Source organism: Dolichospermum sp. UHCC 0259, assembly GCF_009711935.1.
In the GTDB taxonomy this organism is placed as follows: domain Bacteria; phylum Cyanobacteriota; class Cyanobacteriia; order Cyanobacteriales; family Nostocaceae; genus Dolichospermum.
The window spans coordinates 1-19,582 of sequence record NZ_VIKX01000108.1 but is presented as its reverse complement, the minus strand read 5'-3'; the positions used below and the strand labels follow the sequence as shown (position 1 = coordinate 19,582).

Below are 19,582 nucleotides of genomic sequence, written 5' to 3'. Positions count from 1 at the left end.
CCTACTTCTACCTACCCTATAAACTCTCGAAAGTGGGGGGAGAGTGAAAAACTACATAAGTTTATAGAAAAAATACCTGAAATCAAGAGACAATTAAATACTCAAAACCAGGAATTTCCTGCATTAAATGAATTAAATGAGATTTTGTATAACAAAGATTATGGAGAAGAATACTTAATTAAAAAAATTATTGAACTCAAAGATGATGTTTATAACATTTATCGTATTCGTAATATGCTTGTTCATTCCAGTAGTACCAAAAGTAAACTTTTAGATTACTATGCAAAACGTAGCCGAGAATATTGTTACTCTTTATTAGATGATATTGCATATAAAATATATCAGACTACTAACGATGATGAAATTATGCCTTTAGAATTTTATTTTAGAGAAATGGTAATTAATGCCAATATCGCTTTAGAAGCAGTAAAAGAGAATCAAATGGAAAAATTTAGAAATTGGATTTTATCGTAAATTATTTTAACACCCACTTTTTAACCTCAATCTTAAATTTATCTTTGTATCTTAACTTTGTGTTTTTTGCTTCTTTGCATGAAATAAAAACCCAAAAAATCCCCATCACTAATCATCAGGAGGATGCCAACTTAAACCAATCCAAATTGCCCTAGCTTGGACAACATCTTCATTATTTAATCGTAAAGCTAAAACCGTACCTCTGCCAATAGCAGTTATCCCAATAATATGAGTACCACCATTTGCCCATTGAAAATGATCTAACCATCCTTGTTGACGAGGATTAAACAAAGATACAGATTCATTAGTTACAGGATCATTAGCAGTTATTTTCGCTCCTTTAAATTCATTACAACGATAACAACAAGCCGCTAAATTTTCTCGCTCATCATTTCCCCCTAATGAACTAGGCAAAATATGATCCATAACCAAAGGCATACCTGTTAAACGGCTAGATGTACGACAATATTCACATCTATAGCCAGCCTCATTAATAACTTGTTGACGAACTGATTTAGAAATGGATGACACTGGTATTATACTAATTGCTCAAAATCTGGAAGAGAAAAACCTTTCCACTTTAAAAGTGCATAGGCATAAGCTTTTTTTAACATTAAATAATCAGCACTCACTCGCAGTGATTTCAATAATAGTTTGTCTGATTCACTTAATTGATTATTTTGATTTTTTTCTAACAGTTGAAAATGTAATTCTTGCTGACTTTCTGGAATTTGACTTCGAGCAATATTTAATAATTCCTCAATCGTTAATTCTTGTATAGCTATTAATTCCCCTTGTAATTCCAGAGGTGCATAATCAACAGCAGGAGGAGCATTAATTTGAGTAGTCATACATTTTTATAATAATTTGTTTTAATTATAACTTATTATTTATTTGTGATAAATGCCATTTTCAACCCCATCTCTCAATTTTCTTTCTTTTCTTCTTCCTTCTTCCTTCGTGTCCTTCGTGCCTTCGTGGTTCATTAACTCTGCGACTCTGCGCCTTTGCGTGCAAAAAAACAATCCAGGGGCGGACAAACGCCCGCCCCCATTAAAATCAGGTAACACCAAAAACGATCACCAAGCCCAAAACAGCCCCAAAAACGATTAAGGCATAGAATTGAACCCGACCGCTTTCCAAGTATTTCAAACCTTCACCACTGACAAGAGTAAAGAAACCCGTGAGATTAACAGCGCCGTCAACAACGCGGAAATCAACTTCCATAACTTGTCTAGCCACACGACGCAAACCAAGCACAAAGACACGATGATAAATATCATCAAAGTACCACTTGTTCAAAGATAGATCGTATAGCGGTTGAATGTTTTTAGCGATCGCACTCGGATCAATTTTACGAGCCAAATACATCAGCACCGCCAAAGTAATCCCCACCACAGAAATCGCCACAGAACTACCCGCCATCACATAAAACTCATGGGGGTCAAACTCCGCAGCCTTTTCCATAACTTCTGCTAAAGTTTCGTTAGGAGAAAAGATAAACTGCTCAAAATAATTGGCGTAAGGTGTCCCCACCAAACCAATCAACATCGAAGGAATAGCCAACACCACCAACGGTAAACTCATCGTCCAAGGAGACTCATGAGGCTCATGGCTGTGGGAGTCATGGGAGTGACTTTCCAATTCTCCCTTTTTCATCGCCCCAGGTCCAAAATTAGGCGCTAATTCTAATGTCCCTGACTTTTCAGCTAAAGCAGCAGCCGCATTTTTGAGTTTTACCTTGATTTTCTCGTCATTACCCCGGAATTTACCTTCAAATGTTGAGAAATACATTCTAAACATATAAAAAGCTGTAATCCCTGCTGTCACCCAACCAATAAACCACAGGAAGGGGTTAGCAGCAAAAGCCGCGCCTAAAATCTCATCTTTTGACCAGAAACCAGCAAAAGGAGGAATCCCCGCAATGGCCAAGCAACCAATCAAAAAGGTGAAACTTGTCACCGGCATATATTTCCGCAGTCCGCCCATTAAACGCATATCCTGCGCTAATACAGGATCATGACCAACAACTGCTTCCATGCCATGAATTACCGAACCAGAACCCAAGAATAGCATCGCTTTAAAATAAGCGTGGGTCATGAGGTGGAATAATCCCGCACTGTAAGCACCCACACCCATAGCCATGACCATGTAACCCAGTTGGGAAATGGTGGAATAAGCCAAACCCTTTTTGATGTCGTTTTGGGTAATGGCGATGGTAGCCCCCAAAAACGCGGTAAATGCGCCAGTATAAGCAATGACGTTCATTGCTGCTGGGACATTTTCAAATACTGGGTACATCCGGGCAATTAGGAATACACCCGCCGCCACCATTGTTGCCGCATGGATGAGGGCAGAAATAGGTGTAGGACCTTCCATTGCATCTGGTAGCCAGACATGGAGGGGGAATTGGGCAGATTTAGCAACGGGTCCGAGGAAGACGAGAATAGCTAAGACAATGGCGAGGAAATTGCTAATAGAACCGGTTTCTACTAGGTTGGATAGGCGATCGCCCATAATCATAAAATCAAAGCTGCCTGTCGCCCAGAACAGCCCCAAAATCCCCAATAATAAACCGAAGTCACCCACCCGGTTTGTCACAAATGCCTTTTGACAAGCATCCGCTGCGGCTTTGCGATCGTACCAAAAGCCCACTAGGAGGTAGGAACACATCCCCACCAATTCCCAGAAAATGTAAACTTGTACTAGGTTAGGACTGACCACCAGACCCAACATTGAAGAGCCAAATAAGCTGAGATAGGCATAAAATCGCACGTAACCCGGATCATGTGCCATATAGCCATCGGTGTAAATCATCACCAAAACGGCTACTGTTGTAACAATCACCAGCATTAGAGATGTCAGGTGGTCAATAGTGTAGCCCATCGTTAGGTGAAAATTACCTGCTGATGCCCATTCCAAAGTCCAAAGATAAGGCGCATGGCCTTGAATTTGACTCCACAGCAAAGCCAACGACAGCGCCATAGATGCTCCCATGAGGGAGATAATGACTACAGCATTTAGTTGTCGCAGGCGGTTTGTCACCTGATTTATCGAGATTAGCCCTAGACCGACCAGTGTTGCTCCCAAAAGAGGTAATACTGGAATCAGCCAGGCATACTGATAGATTACTTCCATCACTAACGCCTACTTTTAGAATTCTGTACGAACAAATGAGAAGATGAAAAAATGAAAATTCAATGGAGTGAGGGTTTGTATTTGGGGATGAAAGACTAGAAATTATTTACTAATCTCTACTGCTTTTGATAGCCCAATATCTTCAAGTTAGCTTGAATTTTCCCACTTCAAACTTCAGTTAACTGAAAATTTTCACCAACTGCTCATAATTGTGACACACACCCTTGAGGATAAAATACCCCACTCGATACCCTTTGAGTGGGGTGTTAAGCATGGTTTTATATTTGGTCAGTTGTCAGTTGTTCGTTGTCAGTTGTCAGTTGTCAGTGGTAAATCTTTTCTCCCTACCTCCCCTACTCCCCTACTCCCCCTACCTCCCCTACTTCCCCTACCTCTTACCTCCTGACTCCTGACTCCTGACTCCTGACTCCTGCTGTATCTATTTTTTCTTGATTTGTATATGCGAGTCTAATTCCTTCTAAGGCTAGACGTAAATCGTCTCTGCTGCGAAAACCTTCTAGTCTTTGTCTAACAACACCTTTTTCTATCAACAGCAAGGTTGGTAATGATTTCAGTCTATAAGTATTTGACAGCTTGAAATTTTGATCAGCGTTAACTCCCACCAATTTCAATTCATCACCACATTGAGTCTGAAATTGTGATAACAGTGGGTGAATGATGCGGCAAAGGCCACACCAGGGAGCTTCAAAATTCACTAAAACGGGAACAGGGGATTCTAAAACTTCTTGAGTAAATGTCTGTTCATTAACCGACAACACCATGATGCCTCTTGTGATTATAAGGTTTTTATATCAAAAGTTGGTTGTCAGCAGGAACAAATTGGTAATTTATACCATTTTGAATTTTAAATTTTATAGCAATGGACAAGGTGATAAGGATATCAATTGTTCGTGTCAACGCACCGTAGTATTGATGAAATTCAGCAAACAACAGGGTTTTACTCCTGACTTGGTGACTTGTGCTATTAAAAATTTTGATGTTTCCTGCTGACAAAAAAGCCACCGTGTATACCGCGCTGGCTGTTCTACATTTCTAATCTTGATTGCTACTGCTGTTGAAAAATTTGACAATGCTGACAGTGCGGGTTATTGCAGTATCTACATTGCTACTTATTATCTTTTTCCAGTAAGGTGGATGGCTATTTCTTGTTTACAAGTATAAAGCCCACTGAAACTTGGTGGATAAATTCTTTTTCTGATCCCAGTGGGAGAAAGTCTAATGATATATGTTTGAGTTTATTGTACATTGTTTTGGTAGCACGTGATTAAGACAAAGTTTTGTTAAATTTATATGTTTTGTTGATCTTGGGGATCACACTAAACTACCACATTATCCTACTTGTTGCCACTAATAACAAGGGGTGAGACCACCATAATAGACCTGTGAAAATGGCAACTCCTAAATAAGCAGGGCGGAGAAATTCCTGCCAGTGTAGGGATTGACGACCATCAATAATCGCTTGGAAGGGGATAATGGAAGTTCGCTGTTTGACAAGTTCAAAGGCTTCTCCATAACGTTGACTTAAACGGCGATCGCCATGCCATACTCCAAATAGGTGATGTAGTACCAAACCGATGGAGGTAACAAGAGTGAAGCTAGTACCCAACCACAGGGTATGAGCTACGCACCAAATAACTTGTCCTACCATTTGCGGGTGACGGGTAATACGGATAATGCCTGTTTCATAAAGATGAACTTGGGGCTTTTGAATGGCAGCAATTTCTAGTAGATTGAAGGTAGCCGGATATAAAAATAAAAAGGATATAGCTGACAGTACCCAGACTAATGTTTTTACACCTGGTATGCCTTGTACTTGCCAAAGTTGCCAGCCATCATAACGGTGATTAAAAAAGTAAACAATTAAGATCACAGCCAAAGGGAGGCTAATTAATGCAAAGATAATGCGATAAAGCCTTGGTCCAATATATTTTTCTGCCCAAGGACGGAAAGCCGCCCCTCCGCTATGGGCGATCGCAAAAACTAATTGTAACCCTAGTATGACAAAATGACTGGAGGTAAACCAATGATTGGGCATCATATATAAAACTCAATTCAAAATTCCAATTCAAAGCAGCTAGTACCGCAAGGCAAAGTCAAAATTCACGGTTCTTCAAATGTTAACAATGCCATAAATCATGCTTAGTCACCAAACTATTCATTTCGATTTATTTTTAAAGTTACTCATGCACCCCAGTTTGTGGGTTAAGCCTTATGTCTGACCTTCCTTTTACCTTAGATCAGTTACGTATTCTCAAAGCGATCGCCCAAGAAGGGAGTTTCAAACGGGCTGCTGATAGCCTTTACGTCTCCCAACCCGCTGTTAGTTTGCAAGTTCAAAACCTGGAACGGCAACTGGATGTGCCTCTATTTGATCGAGGTGGTCGTCGCGCTCAATTAACTGAAGCTGGACATTTACTCCTTAACTATGGAGACAAAATCCTCAGCTTGTGTCAGGAAACCTGCCGCGCCATTGAAGACCTCCAAAATCTCCAAGGCGGTACATTAATTGTTGGTGCATCTCAAACCACCGGCACTTATCTCCTGCCAAAAATGATCGGTTTATTTCGCCAAAAATATCCAGAAGTAGCTGTGCAATTGCACGTCCATTCGACCCGCCGCACGGCCTGGAGTGTATCTAATGGTCAGGTGGATCTGGCGATTATTGGCGGGGAAATTCCTACAGAATTAGGGGAATCTTTGGAAACTGTTCCCTATGCGGAAGATGAATTGGCTCTCATCTTACCTATGTCCCATCCCTTTGCCAAATTAGAAACTATCCAAAAAGAAGACCTATATAAACTACAATTCATTGCCCTTGACTCCCAATCAACTATCCGCAAAGTCATTGATCAGGTTTTAGCCCGTTGTGATATTGACACCAGACGGTTTAAGTTTGAGATGGAACTAAATTCCATAGAAGCTATTAAAAACGCTGTGCAATCAGGCTTAGGTGCTGCCTTTGTCTCAACTTCAGCGATCGCTAAAGAATTACAAATGGGTGTTCTACACCGCACCCCTATCGAGGGAGTTGTGGTTAAGCGCACACTCTGGCTGATATTTAACCCCAATCGCTATAGATCCAAAGCCGCAGAAGCCTTTAGCAAAGAAATATTACCTCAGTTTGCTAATCCGGGCTGGACTCAGGAGATGTTGAAATTATCACAAATGAATCTAGTGGTAAATAGTACATTAGATGTAGCAACACCTAGCTCTTCTGATGTCAGTTAAAACCCTTATTGCCAGGAAAAAGTCATTAGTTAAGTAGGTTAGCATTGAAAATCGTCGTTATGGCAAGGCAATAGGCAAGAGGCAAGAGTGAAGAGGGTTTGGGCGATTTTACTTCTCTTTATAAAGATTGGTTTTATTGTGTTCACCTACTTAACAACCAATTGCTAATGACCAGTAACTCCTCTGACTAACAACTAACATGGAAGTCTACTGTACTCGTCCCTACTGTCAACGTCCCAAAAATTTCTTCCCCGATTTAGATGATATTACGACACTAAAAACAGTATCGCAAAAGTTTTGTACTGATTGCGGTATGCCTCTAATTTTACGTGACCGATATTTGCCAATTAAACTTTTGGCAATTGGGGGTTTTGGCAATGCTTTTTTAGCAATTGATCGTGATAGTCCCAAAATAAAAAAGTGTGTAGTTAAGCAGTTTCAACCTAGCCACAATTTAACAGCAGAAGCATTAGAAAAAGCCAAAATCCTCTTTACACAAGAAGCAGGTGTTTTAGAAGAAATTGGTAATGAACATCCACAAATACCTAATTTATTTGCTTTTTTTCCAGTTACAGTTCCCAGCTTACAAATAAATCAGTCAGAGCAGTTTTTTTATCTAGTTCAGGAATATATTGAGGGACAAACCCTAGAGGAAGAATTAAATGCACAGGGCAAATTTTCTGAGCAAAAAATCATAGAAATACTCCAAGAAATTCTTCCCCTCCTCCAGTTTATCCATAACAAAGATATTATCCATAGAGATATTAAACCGGCTAATATCATGCGCCGTGATGATGGTAGACTATTTTTGCTAGATTTTGGTGCAGTTAAATTAATTACTAATGCCTCTTCTAGTTCTACAGGAATTTATTCTTTAGGATTTGCCCCCTTAGAACAAATGAAAGGTAGCCAAGTATTTCCATCTACGGATTTATACGCCTTAGCTGTGACTGTGATTACATTACTGACCGGACAAGAGGCAAATCAGCTATTTGATACCTATACTAATCAATGGCAATGGCGTTCTCAAATCACCGTTAACCCCCAACTAGCTGATGTTTTAGATAAAATGCTGTTACCGGCTGCTAGTCAACGCTTTCGGTCTGCCCAGGAAGTCCTAGAAGCTCTTTTTCCTGCCTCAGTTGCACCGACAGTCTTACCCTCAACTCAACCACCTCACCTACAACCGCCACAACTGATAACATCAATTCAACCAGTGTTTACTACTTGGGAAGTATTAACTGGGGCTGCTTTTAGCGGATTTGAAGGGGCATTAATAGCGATCGCATTTTTGGGGATATTCAAAAATCCTATTATTGCTATAGCTATTTCTATGGTAATTTTAAGTTGGTTAATTTTTGCACAAACTCAACGCCGACTAAAACAATCTCACTTACTAATAATTGCCTCAGTCAGTTTAGCAATTATATTTTTTGTCCCCTATTTACGCAATAGTTATGCAATTCAACAAATAATTATTCTATCACTGGCTGCTGCCTTAATCTCAATTGCCGTAACAACTTTATTCCGGCTTATTTATAAATTATTATCTGCAATCCTTTAGAAAAAACAACATTTCTGAAAACTACCCATGTCTCAAAAAAATGAAACCCTGCCCCTGCTTTTATCTCTGCTTCTGACCATTAGCTTAGTTTTTGTCGGCTTATGGTTTTTAATGGAACGTTGGGCGCAAATCAGCAAAGATTCCAATCCTACTTCTAGTCCTACTTCTACTCCGAACATCAGCAGTAACGTCATCAACCCCAATCCACCAGCCACCAATTGCAGCATCCCCAATGTCCCACAGGGCGTATTCAGTTATGGTGGTAGTACAACATGGGCGCCTATCCGTCGGGACGTGGATGCAGTATTAAAAAGTAATTGTCCTCAATTTGATTTACGTTACACCCAGCCCATTAACGAAAAACCAGGTTCAGGAACTGGGATTAAAATGTTGATAGCCAGTCAACTGGCATTGTCTCAATCTTCTCGTGGGATTAAACCAGAAGAAAACGCCACAGCCCAAGCCAAAGGATTTAGTTTAAAAGAAATTCCCGTTGCTATTGATGGAATTGCGATCGCCGCTAATCATAACTTAAATATCCCCGGATTAACAGTTGCCCAAATCAAAGATATTTACACCGGCAAAATCACCAATTGGCAACAACTAGGTGGTACAAATTTACCCATTATTCCCCTATCTCGCACCAAAGAAGCCGGTGGTACAGTAGAATTTTTTGTCGAAAACGTTCTCAATAAAGATCAGTTTGGCAGCAATATTAATTATATTGGTACAACCACAGAAGCTATCAGAAAAGTAGCCACTAATCCTGGTGCAATCTATTATGGTTCCGCCCCAGAAATTGTCCCCCAATGCACAATCAAATCCCTACCAATAGGGCGGACAAGTGACCAATTAGTAGCACCCTATCAACAACCAGAAATACCTCCATCGGAATGTGTCAACAAGCCTAACCAAGTGAATTCTCAGGATTTTCGCAATGGTAACTACCCAATCACCCGCAATTTATTTGTGATTGTCAAACAAAACGGTCAATCAGACCAACAAGCTGGGGAAGCTTACGCTAATTGGTTAGTAACACCCCAAGGTCAAGAACTGATTGAAAAGGCTGGATTTGTCAGAATCAAATAATTAGCGTCAGCTATCAAAGTCATCTGTTCACTGTTCCCTACTGCTGAGATAAACGCTTTATCTCTGCACTTCCTAATATATCCTGGGCTTTCGCTAACATCTGAATAATTTTGTCAGATTGGGGACTATTAACAAGACATTCTCGTAAATCTAATTCATCTAACTTATCAGCCCGATTACCAGGAAACCAATGATCAGCCTGTCCTAAGAGATTGTAACGCATTTTCCCATAGTCAATCATGTCATAAGCCAAAGCCAAATTTAACAGCCACAAAATCACCCGCATATTTACTTCCCCTGGCGTTTCTTCCCAACTTGGTAGATTCGTTTCCCAGGTTTTTACCCAATCTTCTCCTAGAATTTTAACCGCTTCCGACTCCAATCTAGAAATAATTGGTGATAAAATTTCTGCCGCATTATCTAATAATTCTAAAGTCTTTAAATGTTCATCAAAATCAGTTGGTTTTGCTGCCCCTATACTCAAAGTATGCACTTGAGGATGACTTAAACAAAATAAATCATTAAACACCATTGGACTCAAAGGCGCACACAAATCAACTAACTTTTGGGAAGGTTGATATAATAACCCACCTTTATTAGAAGGACTGATAATAAATACACCCATATCTAATTTATTTGCGGCTTCAATAGCAGCCCAATTCCATTGGTTAATATAGTACCAATGCAAATTCACATAATCAAATTGATTACTATTAATTGCTTGCAAAATTATATCTAGGGGAGCATGAGTAGAAAAGCCAATAAATTTAATTTTACCCTCTGACTGTAACTGTCTTGCTACTTCTAAACAACCACCTTCACGAATACTATAATCCCAAATTTCTGCATTATTAATCCCATGTAACCCAAATAAATCAACATAATCTAACTGAAGATAAGCCAAAGATTTTTCAAATGTCTGGCGAAATTTTTGAGAGTCTGCAACAGGAGAAACTTTCGTTTGCACTATTAATTTTTCACGGGGAAACTGAGGCAGAATTTTTCCCAATTGCATTTCTGATGTTCCATAACCCCGTGCAGTTTCAATATGATTAATTCCTAATTCTACAGAACGACGAATTACAGCTTCTAAATTCTCTTGATTATCTGTGGGAATTTCCTCTGGTGTGACATCCTGCCATTTATATTGATAGCGCATTCCCCCGCAGGAGAAAACGGGCATTTGTAATTCTGTCCGACCAAAACGTTTGTATAGCATTTGTGAATTTTTCAAATATCTATCAACTAAGAATTAGGTGAGAATCTGGGTTAGTGCTGATTGTAAGTTCGGATATTGATACTCAAAACCCGACTCTAAAGTGCGTTTGGGTAAAACTTTTTGTCCTTCTAAAACCACCTTTGCCCCATCTCCTAATATAGCTTCTATGGCAAATCCCGGCACAGGCAACCAAGAGGGACGATTCATGACGTTACCCATAGTTGTACTTAAATCATTCATGCGGACTGGTTGAGGGGCAGTGGCATTATATACTCCTTCCATTGTTGATTTCGTTAAAGCTTGGATAATTAAACCGACGATATCATCTAAGTGAATCCAGGAAAACCACTGTTGACCACTGCCAATAGGTCCACCAGCAAAGAGTTTAAAGGGGGTAATCATTTTCCCCAAAGCGCCACCATTACCCAAAACAATCCCAAACCGTAAAATTACTAACCGCACACTAGTATCTTTTACATTGGTCGCTTCCTGTTCCCATTCTCGACAAACTTGGGAGAGAAAGTCGTTACCAGAGGCGCTATCTTCATCAAAACTGGCCGTTTCACTAGTTCCGTAATAACCAATCGCCGAAGTATTAACTAGGACACTGGGACGAGGATTGGCTTTAGCTATAGCTTCGACAATTTTTTGTGTTCCCAGTTTGCGAGTGTTGAGGATTTCCTGTTTGCGTTCTGGTGTCCAACGTCCTTCAGCAATGGGTTCTCCTGCCAAATTAACGACTCCGTCGCAACCGGCTATGGCATCTTGCCAAGTGCCGGATACACTAGGAGTATAGGCAATAATTTCTAAGTTAGGAAATGCGGGGGAGGGAAATACCTTTTGAGCAAAGGTAGGATTGCGGGTTAATACCAAAATTCTATGGCCTTCCGTGTGTAGTTTTTCTACTAACCGAGTACCCACAAATCCGGTTGCACCACTAATTGCTATTTTCATTGATACTGCGTGTTGTTTGTTGCCTACTGAAAAATGGGAATTAAATCAAGATGCTGTTATGCTTCTGAATCTTCAGTCATGCCAGGATTAATTAATGTAATGTCGTACTCAATCGCATCTGTTGAGGAAAAAATCTCTGTATTTTGCAGGAGATAATAAATAGCACGGACTTGGGGTGCAAAAGTAACTTCATCTTCATTGCGGAGATTATGCGCGGGAATTTTTCGCCCATTGATCATTAAACCATTAGAACTGGGTTTTCCTTTGGCATCACCATCTACAATTCGATAATAATATCGTTGACTATTGGGGCGTGGTAATCTTACTAATGTGGCATGATAACGGGAAACAAACTGGGAGAATAGACGGATATTGCAGTCTTTATCTCTACCAATAGAATAAACGGGGTTTTCCAAAAAAAATTCTTTGCGTCCTTGATCATCTTCAATAATTAGTAGATGGTTTTCATTTTTTGCTGCTTCCATTGCCATTATAGGTACGATAATTACGTGACATACTCCACACACTAACTGCCTTTGTGCTTGCTTGAAAATTCAAAAGTAAACACGAACTATAACTTTCGCTTTGTGTTGCTAGGGGACAAACCTCCTTAATAAAATTGAGTTTGTAACAACACTGACGGAGCTAAAAGCCATTAATGCTGCTGCGCTGGCGGGTCCCATAACGAAACCGTAGGCAGGTAATAATATACCAGCCGCAAGGGGAATACCTATCGTATTATAGGCAAAAGCCCAAAATAAATTCTGACGGATGGTATTAAAAGTGGCTCGACTTAACTGAATAGATTTTACAACATCGGTCAGGGAATTTCGCATTAAGATAATCTCAGCCGTTTCCATAGCGACATCTGTTCCCGAATGTAGGGCGATACCAACATCCGCCTGTGATAAGGCCGGAGCGTCATTGATGCCGTCTCCTACCATAGCAACAAATGTGTTGATTTTCCCACATTGAAGAGATTGAATGGTGGCGGCTTTTTGGGCTGGGGGGATACCTGCCATGATGTCGGTGTTGGCGATTCCTAGTTGTTTAGCGATCGCCTTGGCTGCTTCTAATCTATCACCACTGAGGAGCATCACGCGCAAACCCATTTGGCGGAGTTTATCTACTGCGGTTTTCGCATCTGGTCTGAGGGTATCACTAACGGCAATTAATCCGCTTAAAGTTCCATCTACAGCTACACCAATTACGGTTTTTCCTTCTGTGGCTAGTCTTTGTCCCTGTGTTTCGGCTGTTTCATTAATATTGATTTGGTGGTGATGAAACCATTCCCAGTTACCTAAAAGCACTTTTTTCCCCTCGACGACAGCGGATACGCCCATACCTGGTTCGGTGTGGAAGTCTACCGCATGAGGGATGATTAACTCTCTGGTTTTGGCTTCTTGCTGAATGGCTGTCGCTAGGGGGTGATAAGTACCACTTTCTACGGCGGCGGCTAGTTGAATGAGAGATGATGGTAAAGTTGATTCTTCAATAACAATACAATCAGTTACCGTTGGTTTACCTGTGGTGAGAGTTCCGGTTTTATCAAAAACTACCGTGTCTAGTTTGTGGACTTTTTCTAAAACGTCGCCACCTTTGATTAATAATCCCCGTTCTGCACCCATACCTGTTCCTACTAAAATCGCTGTCGGGGTAGCTAATCCTAAAGCACAGGGACAAGCAACTACCATCACAGCGATCGCTAATTTTAAACTAATTAACAGGGCAGAATATTGGGTGTGCGGTACTAAATGTTGGGGATTATGTCCCATATTGTGAGCCATTGCCATCGCCCCGGACATGGTAACATCTGGCCAGAGATGAGTTCCCAGAAAATACCAAAATAGGAAAGTTAAACCAGCCGCAGTTAAGACACCGTAGGTAAAATACCCAGCCACCGTATCAGCTAATTTTTGGACTGGGGCTTTGCGAGTTTGGGCAGCTTCTACCAAAGCCACAATTTGGGCTAAAATTGTATCATCACCGGTGCGGGTAGCTTGAATAGCGATCGCTCCCGATTGATTTAAAGTTCCTCCCGTCACAGCATCTCCCGGTTGCTTCATCACAGGTACAACTTCCCCCGTCAGCATGGATTCATCTATGGTAGTTTGTCCAAACCGCACCTCACCATCTACCGGAATTTTATCCCCTGGTAACACCTGCAACCATTCACCCACACGCACCTGTTCCGCCGGAATTTCCATAATATCAGCCCCAGCAATCAATTTTTCCGATTCTGGGTTAATAATTAACCGGGCTGTTTGTGGTGCTAAAGCTAACAATTGGCGAAACGCTTTAGCAGCGCGTCCTCTAGCCTGTTTTTCCAGAGTCCTTCCCAAAAGAATAAAACCCAACATCATCACAGGTTCATCAAAAAAGCATTCCCAACCCATTTGGGGAAACAATAACGCCACCAAACTGGCAATATAGGCTGTTAGCGTTCCCAAACCGATAAGAGTATTCATATTCGGCGCACCCCGTCGCCAACCTAGCCAACCTTCCACTAAAATTGGTCTACCAGGAATCATAATAGCGATCGTCGCTAATCCACAATGAAACCAGATATCATTTAAAAACGGAAAAATAACAGATCCAATATTGCCAAAATGACCAATTCCCGATAGTAGCAGCAGTAAACCAGCAATTCCTAACTGTCTAACTATCCCCTGCATTTCTTGGCGTTGTCTTGCTTCTATATTCGGGATTGCAGATTTATCACTAGCACTTTTAGCCGTCCGTAATTGGCTAGGAAATCCTGTAGCCGTTAATCCCTGAACTAACGCCTCTGCATCTACAGTATCAATTTCTACCTCTACCACTGCAACTTCCGTTGCCAGATTAACACAAACGCTTTTCACTCCCGAATGCTGAATAAGCTGTTTTTCCACTGCATTCACACATCCAGCGCACTTCATCCCCCCAACATCTAAAATAATTTTCTCTGAGTTCAGTATTTTTGTAGGGGGGACAGATTCTATAAGTATTTCAGATTTTGGGATCAGTTGCATAGCTAGTTTTGAAGTTCGCTTTTGTTAGTTTAACGCTTAATAACCAGCGTCTCTACTTTGAGGTTAAGCGAAATCTGCCACTTTCACCAAGTGAACAATATTAAATTTCTCCAACCCCCCCAAATTATCTAAGGAATGTGAATTAAATAAAGTGCAAAAGTAGGGTGTGTAAAGCCCTTGCGGGCATGGCTTCGCTTAGAGCGACAGCGTAACGCACCATTTCGGTTTAAATAAGAATTGCAGGTTATTAAATTTGCGTTCCTAAATTATCTAAATCATCTAAATCACAAAAATCATAGTTTAATTTTAGCTGTGTAAATTACAGCAGTTAATTGTACTGGTAACATCAAAATTAGGCTTTTACAGAAATAATTAATTTCCCAATCGGATACTATACTAAAATATCCCGTACTCATTATTAGCAAGATTAGTAAGTGCATCTATTTGTATTTAAGAAACTGCATATTAATTGGACATGACAAACTTTCTAAAACCAACCTTGCTTATTCACAAAATAGGTATTAACAAATTCCTCATGAGATTTATTTAAGTAAATCATGGCTTCAATCAAACCAACAAGCTGCATAACTATTAATGTAAATCCATAGGTAAAAGAACCACCAATAACAGAAATTGTTAACATAATAAAACCTTCTAAGGTATAACCAAGAATGAATTTATGTAGCCCAAATCCACCAAAAATAATTCCCGCATAACCAGCTAACAGTTGTTTCATAGTGTGAGATGGGTTGATATTACTCATATTGAGCTATACTCCTTAATAAATGAAAATTAGTAATTAGTAATTGGTAATTGGTAATATTTATTTACTGGTAATCCTATATATAATTTAAATGATGATAAGGTACTTATAAAAAGCAATCCTCAAAATACTAAGTTTTCTGATCAGACATGACAAAATTTGCAGAAAATATTGTGCTGCATATTCACAAAATTTCAGGTAATAATTAACCTCAAAATCAGTAAATATCCAACACTATGGATTTTTCTACATATCTATTATTGTGAAATCCGGAAGATTTTTTTTAAGCAGTAATTGAGAAGTTAGCAGTTAGGATAAAAACACTTACTAATAACCTCATGAATTACCTATTACCTATTACCTATTACCTATTACCTATTACCTATTACCTATTCCCTGTTCCCTATTCCCTAACTTAATTATTACCACCTAAAAGAAACAAACTAATTAACGTGCCACTATTCCAGAGACTATGGAGAAGCATAGAAGAAAGTAAATTGCGCGATCGCGTGTAAACTATTCCTAAGACAATTCCTAATGCTGTCAGCGGCAATATTTCTGATAAACTGAGGTGAGCAGCCGCAAATAACAAACTACTGATTAAAATTGCCCCCCAAACCGAAGTATAACGAGTCAGAGATGGTAATAAAAAGCCCCGAAATAGAAACTCCTCAAAAAACGGTGCAGCTATGGCTGCGGTAAAGAAAAATATGCCCAATGCAGTATTATCCCGGCTTTCTAGCGCCATTTGTAAAAGTGGATTACTGCCACCTTGTCCTTGCCACAATTTTTGATTAATTAGTGATACTATCACCACAATCGGTAAAGCCGTACAATAGCCACCGAGTCCCCACAAAAACCAATTACCGAAGAAATTGAAGCGAAACCAGTTTTCAGGAAGAGGGAAAAAACGCCTAATCGAAAAATATAGAACTGACAAAGAACCAAAAGCCACCAACATATAACTAACTAAAACCACAGAAGCTTCAATTCTGGCATTTCCTGTACCACGAGGAATAGGCAAAATAGATAATAATTCGGGGATAAATAATTGTCCCATTAAGAAAAATCCCAGGACAAAAACCTGAATAATTATTTCCCAATTCCAAGGAGTTGACCAAACTAAATCACCATTTGTAGCTAATATGGATGCTTGACCTTTAAGCAATCGTTGAACCAATAAGGAAAGCAGGATAATTAACCCTATAAAAGCTGTTAAGGTGGGGATAGTAGCAATTACCGCTAATTTTAACAATGCTTGAGTTGCCGCTGCTTGTTGGGCAATTTTCAGAGAGGATAAAGCTTCCTGACGTTGTTGAAGTTGATATAATTTCTCTAATGCCGTAGAACGAAACCAACTATCTAAATTTTGTTGGATTAGTTGTTCAGCTTTAGGAAATAAACGAGGAGGTTGACTCCACATTCCGCTTAATACTTGGGCAGTTTCTAGATATTTATCATTGATATTTGATGATTGCTGTAATTGATTCCACGTTTTAATAGCGTTGTCTGTTTCCTGTTGCTGTGCTTGTAAAATTCCTAGTCGCAAATCTACTTCTGCTAATAATTTTTCCTGTTGTTGGATAGATTTTTGTAAACTTTTTTCTTCTGTGGAAACTGGAGTAGCTGCTGAAGTTTGCAGAGTTGCTAATTTTTTATTAGTTGTTTCTAAACTGGTTTGAATAGATTCTCTCGCTTCTTGATATTGCTTTGTCGCACTTATCTTAGGATTAGCACCGAGAATAGATTCTTGAAGTGTTTGAATACTTGCGTCGCTGCTATCTTCTGGTTGCCATGCTTGGGCTTGTAAGACAATATTCGTCTGGTACAATTCTAGACGACTCTGGAACTGAGGTTTTTGCCAGCTACTTAATAAAGATAACCCTGACAACATTATCGCTAACAAAGTTAGCCCAATTAACAGCAACCGTTTAATTGTCATCTATCCCCCTTGGACTTACAAGTACAGGAGCATTAGCCCCTTGGCAATTATAAGCTAGTACCGCAGGGTGAAATTAAAATTAAAAAAAAGTAGCTTAGATCAGGTCTATATGGGCTGTTAGCCATTATGCCAGGTCAGTAATATCCACAAACTCTTATAGGGTGTTTGAAAAGTCGATAAGTGTGTAAAAAAGCTCTTCCAGTCTAAGCTATAATTAATTTAGTCTGATTATAATATTTAAAATCATGAATCGTATATCCCCGACTTCTTGGAGAAGTCGGGGATATGAAAATCGTCAATCATCACCAACAGCGTACTCAATCAATAGAGATAGACGCTGACGTAGAGTTTCTAGTCCTAAACGCTGACTAGCAGAAATAAATACTGCTAAAGGAAACTCTTCCCTAGCTAAAGCCAAGGTTTCACTACTAACTTGATCAATTTTATTAAAAGCGACTAACGCAGGTCCTGGTGTAATCGGCATTTGTGCCAGTATATCCCGAACCGAGCGAATATGACTTAACCAAGCTGGATGAGATAAATCTACCAAATGCAATAAAGCATCTGCTTCCGTTACCTCCTCTAACGTTGCCCGAAAAGCATCCATTAAAGATGCAGGTAATTCATGAATAAATCCTACCGTATCCGTCATCAAAGTTTCCTGGGGTGCGCCGGTTTCCGCATGGGGAAGCATTAACCGCCGAGTAGTCGGGTCAAGGGTGGCAAACAATTGGTCAGCAGTGTATACTTCCGAATTGGTAAGGGCGTTGAGTAAGGTAGATTTACCAGCATTAGTATAACCCACCAAAGCCACAGAAGGAACTTCTCGATGTTGTCGCCGTTGACGTAATCGGCAACGATGCGCTTGTAATTGATTAACCTCTTGTTGGAGTCGAGAAATGCGTTTTTGAATAGCTCGGCGTTCTGTTTCTAGTTTGGTTTCACCAGGTCCTCTTGTCCCAATACCACCCCCTAATCTGGACATGGATTGACCTCGGCCAGCGAGTCGTGGCATCATATACTCTAACTGTGCCAGTTCCACCTGTAATTTACCTGCACCAGATTGAGCGCGTTGGGCAAAAATATCTAAAATTACTTCGGTGCGGTCAACTACTCTAACACCAATTTGCGCTTCTAAATTGCGAACTTGGGAGGGGGAAAGATCACGATCAAATACTACCAAATTAGCACCCAGAGTTTGGGCTGTGAGAGCAGCTTCTTGGACTTTACCTTCACCGATAACTGTTTGGGGATGAATGCGCGATCGCTTTTGTTGTAATACCTGTAATACAGTACCACCAGCCGTATCTACTAACCGAGTTAATTCCACAATGATGTCCTGGAATTGTTGCGGATTGGTGTTTTCTGTTAATACCCCAACAATTAGCACCCGATCATGATCCGCATCTACATCTTGAGCTACAAACTCCCGACTAAATTCCTCTTCTAAACCTTCTACTAAGTTGAGAAAGTCCTGGTCGGCTAAAGCATCTAAACTCAGAGGCGGTGATATATTAGAACACATTATAGCATCGGGAACACTCATGCCAGAAGATTGAGTCGCAACTAACTGTTTACTATTAGCTACCAGATGCGCTAAATAAGCTTCTTTTACATACCCAGTTGAACCACCACCACGCTTTGTAAATCCTCCTCCAGTAATATTTAAAACTACTAAAGCATCCAACCTTTGTAAAGCCATTGCCGTCAAAGCCGCTTCAGTTGGTGGTTCTGACTTAAGATGGGTGGATAAACAACGAATACCGCTCAGACGTTCTGCACCATAACGGGGTAACTCTAGAGGCGGAATTTGAGTTTGACGCGGAGTACCTACACCAACCCGAATTACTTGCCCGCGACGGTTGATGTAAACACAAACAGGTTGATTAATTTCCGTACTAATTGCTGCCAGACGTTGAGCAAAATCAGTTGTAGTAATGCAATCACCTGATATCCGCTGGTGGTACAGTCGCTGGAGTTGTTTTAGCTGACTGGACTTCAAACCTTGAACATTGCCAAAAATAGTCTCTATAGGCGTTTATGACCAGTTACCTGGTTCCCCCTGAATCCTTACACTGTCTATTTTACAACAGTAATTGGTTAGTTGTCAGTTGTCAGTTGTCATTGGTCATTGGTCATTGGTCATTGGTCATTGGTCATTGGTCATTGGTCATTGGTC

The 19,582-nt window shown here is 40.2% G+C and carries 16 protein-coding genes; 4 read left to right on the top strand and 12 right to left on the bottom strand.

Annotated features, from left to right (window positions below):
- The coding region (locus FJR05_RS08615) for a hypothetical protein (protein WP_168643718.1) at nucleotides 1–474 on the top strand (474 nt) is incomplete at its 5' end.
- A 108-nt stretch (nucleotides 475–582) separates the two neighbouring features.
- Here the strand turns inward: FJR05_RS08615 and FJR05_RS08610 are convergent.
- From FJR05_RS08610 to FJR05_RS08585, 5 genes are all read right to left on the bottom strand, one after another.
- Complete coding sequence (locus FJR05_RS08610; protein ID WP_168643717.1) at nucleotides 583–1,005, bottom strand: HNH endonuclease signature motif containing protein; 423 nt, start codon at nucleotides 1,003–1,005, stop codon at nucleotides 583–585.
- 5 nt (nucleotides 1,006–1,010) lie between these two features.
- Nucleotides 1,011–1,325: a hypothetical protein gene (locus FJR05_RS08605; RefSeq protein ID WP_168643716.1), complete on the bottom strand. Its 315-nt coding sequence runs from the start codon at nucleotides 1,323–1,325 to the stop codon at nucleotides 1,011–1,013.
- 208 nt (nucleotides 1,326–1,533) lie between these two features.
- Nucleotides 1,534–3,612 carry an NAD(P)H-quinone oxidoreductase subunit 5 gene (locus FJR05_RS08600; protein ID WP_168643715.1) on the bottom strand — a complete coding sequence of 693 codons (2,079 nt, stop codon included), beginning with the start codon at nucleotides 3,610–3,612 and terminating at the stop codon, nucleotides 1,534–1,536.
- Nucleotides 3,613–4,007: 395 nt separating this feature from the next.
- Nucleotides 4,008–4,394, bottom strand: a complete 387-nt coding sequence (locus tag FJR05_RS08595; RefSeq protein ID WP_168643714.1) for a co-chaperone YbbN — start codon at nucleotides 4,392–4,394, stop codon at nucleotides 4,008–4,010.
- 560 nt (nucleotides 4,395–4,954) lie between these two features.
- Nucleotides 4,955–5,671 carry an NnrU family protein gene (locus FJR05_RS08585; RefSeq protein WP_174783637.1) on the bottom strand — a complete coding sequence of 239 codons (717 nt, stop codon included), beginning with the start codon at nucleotides 5,669–5,671 and terminating at the stop codon, nucleotides 4,955–4,957.
- Between the two features lie 173 nt (nucleotides 5,672–5,844).
- Here FJR05_RS08585 and FJR05_RS08580 point away from each other — a divergent pair, with 173 nt between their 5' ends.
- From FJR05_RS08580 to FJR05_RS08570, 3 genes are all read left to right on the top strand, one after another.
- Nucleotides 5,845–6,861, top strand: coding sequence for a LysR family transcriptional regulator (locus FJR05_RS08580; protein ID WP_168643712.1), 1,017 nt, complete (start codon nucleotides 5,845–5,847; stop codon nucleotides 6,859–6,861).
- Nucleotides 6,862–7,060: 199 nt separating this feature from the next.
- Entirely contained in the window at nucleotides 7,061–8,425 is a 1,365-nt protein-coding gene (locus tag FJR05_RS08575) for a serine/threonine-protein kinase (protein ID WP_168643711.1), read from the top strand.
- A gap of 27 nt (nucleotides 8,426–8,452) precedes the next feature.
- Entirely contained in the window at nucleotides 8,453–9,514 is a 1,062-nt protein-coding gene (locus FJR05_RS08570) for a PstS family phosphate ABC transporter substrate-binding protein (RefSeq protein WP_168643710.1), read from the top strand.
- A 37-nt stretch (nucleotides 9,515–9,551) separates the two neighbouring features.
- Here FJR05_RS08570 and FJR05_RS08565 read toward each other — a convergent pair whose 3' ends face one another.
- The 7 genes from FJR05_RS08565 to hflX form a co-directional block, all read right to left on the bottom strand.
- Entirely contained in the window at nucleotides 9,552–10,733 is a 1,182-nt protein-coding gene (locus tag FJR05_RS08565) for an aldo/keto reductase (RefSeq protein ID WP_168643709.1), read from the bottom strand.
- Between the two features lie 33 nt (nucleotides 10,734–10,766).
- Complete coding sequence (locus FJR05_RS08560) at nucleotides 10,767–11,687, bottom strand: TIGR01777 family oxidoreductase (RefSeq protein WP_168643708.1); 921 nt, start codon at nucleotides 11,685–11,687, stop codon at nucleotides 10,767–10,769.
- A gap of 56 nt (nucleotides 11,688–11,743) precedes the next feature.
- Complete coding sequence (locus tag FJR05_RS08555; RefSeq protein WP_168643720.1) at nucleotides 11,744–12,172, bottom strand: FHA domain-containing protein; 429 nt, start codon at nucleotides 12,170–12,172, stop codon at nucleotides 11,744–11,746.
- A gap of 108 nt (nucleotides 12,173–12,280) precedes the next feature.
- On the bottom strand, nucleotides 12,281–14,698 hold the full coding sequence (locus FJR05_RS08550; protein WP_168643707.1) for a cation-translocating P-type ATPase: 2,418 nt from the start codon (nucleotides 14,696–14,698) through the stop codon (nucleotides 12,281–12,283).
- Nucleotides 14,699–15,185: 487 nt separating this feature from the next.
- Nucleotides 15,186–15,461: a TM2 domain-containing protein gene (locus tag FJR05_RS08545; RefSeq protein ID WP_096667435.1), complete on the bottom strand. Its 276-nt coding sequence runs from the start codon at nucleotides 15,459–15,461 to the stop codon at nucleotides 15,186–15,188.
- A 415-nt stretch (nucleotides 15,462–15,876) separates the two neighbouring features.
- Nucleotides 15,877–17,403: a type II CAAX prenyl endopeptidase Rce1 family protein gene (locus FJR05_RS08540; protein WP_168643706.1), complete on the bottom strand. Its 1,527-nt coding sequence runs from the start codon at nucleotides 17,401–17,403 to the stop codon at nucleotides 15,877–15,879.
- A 295-nt stretch (nucleotides 17,404–17,698) separates the two neighbouring features.
- Entirely contained in the window at nucleotides 17,699–19,435 is a 1,737-nt protein-coding gene (gene hflX, locus FJR05_RS08535; RefSeq protein ID WP_168643719.1) for a GTPase HflX, read from the bottom strand.
- Between the last annotated feature and the right edge of the window lie 147 nt (nucleotides 19,436–19,582).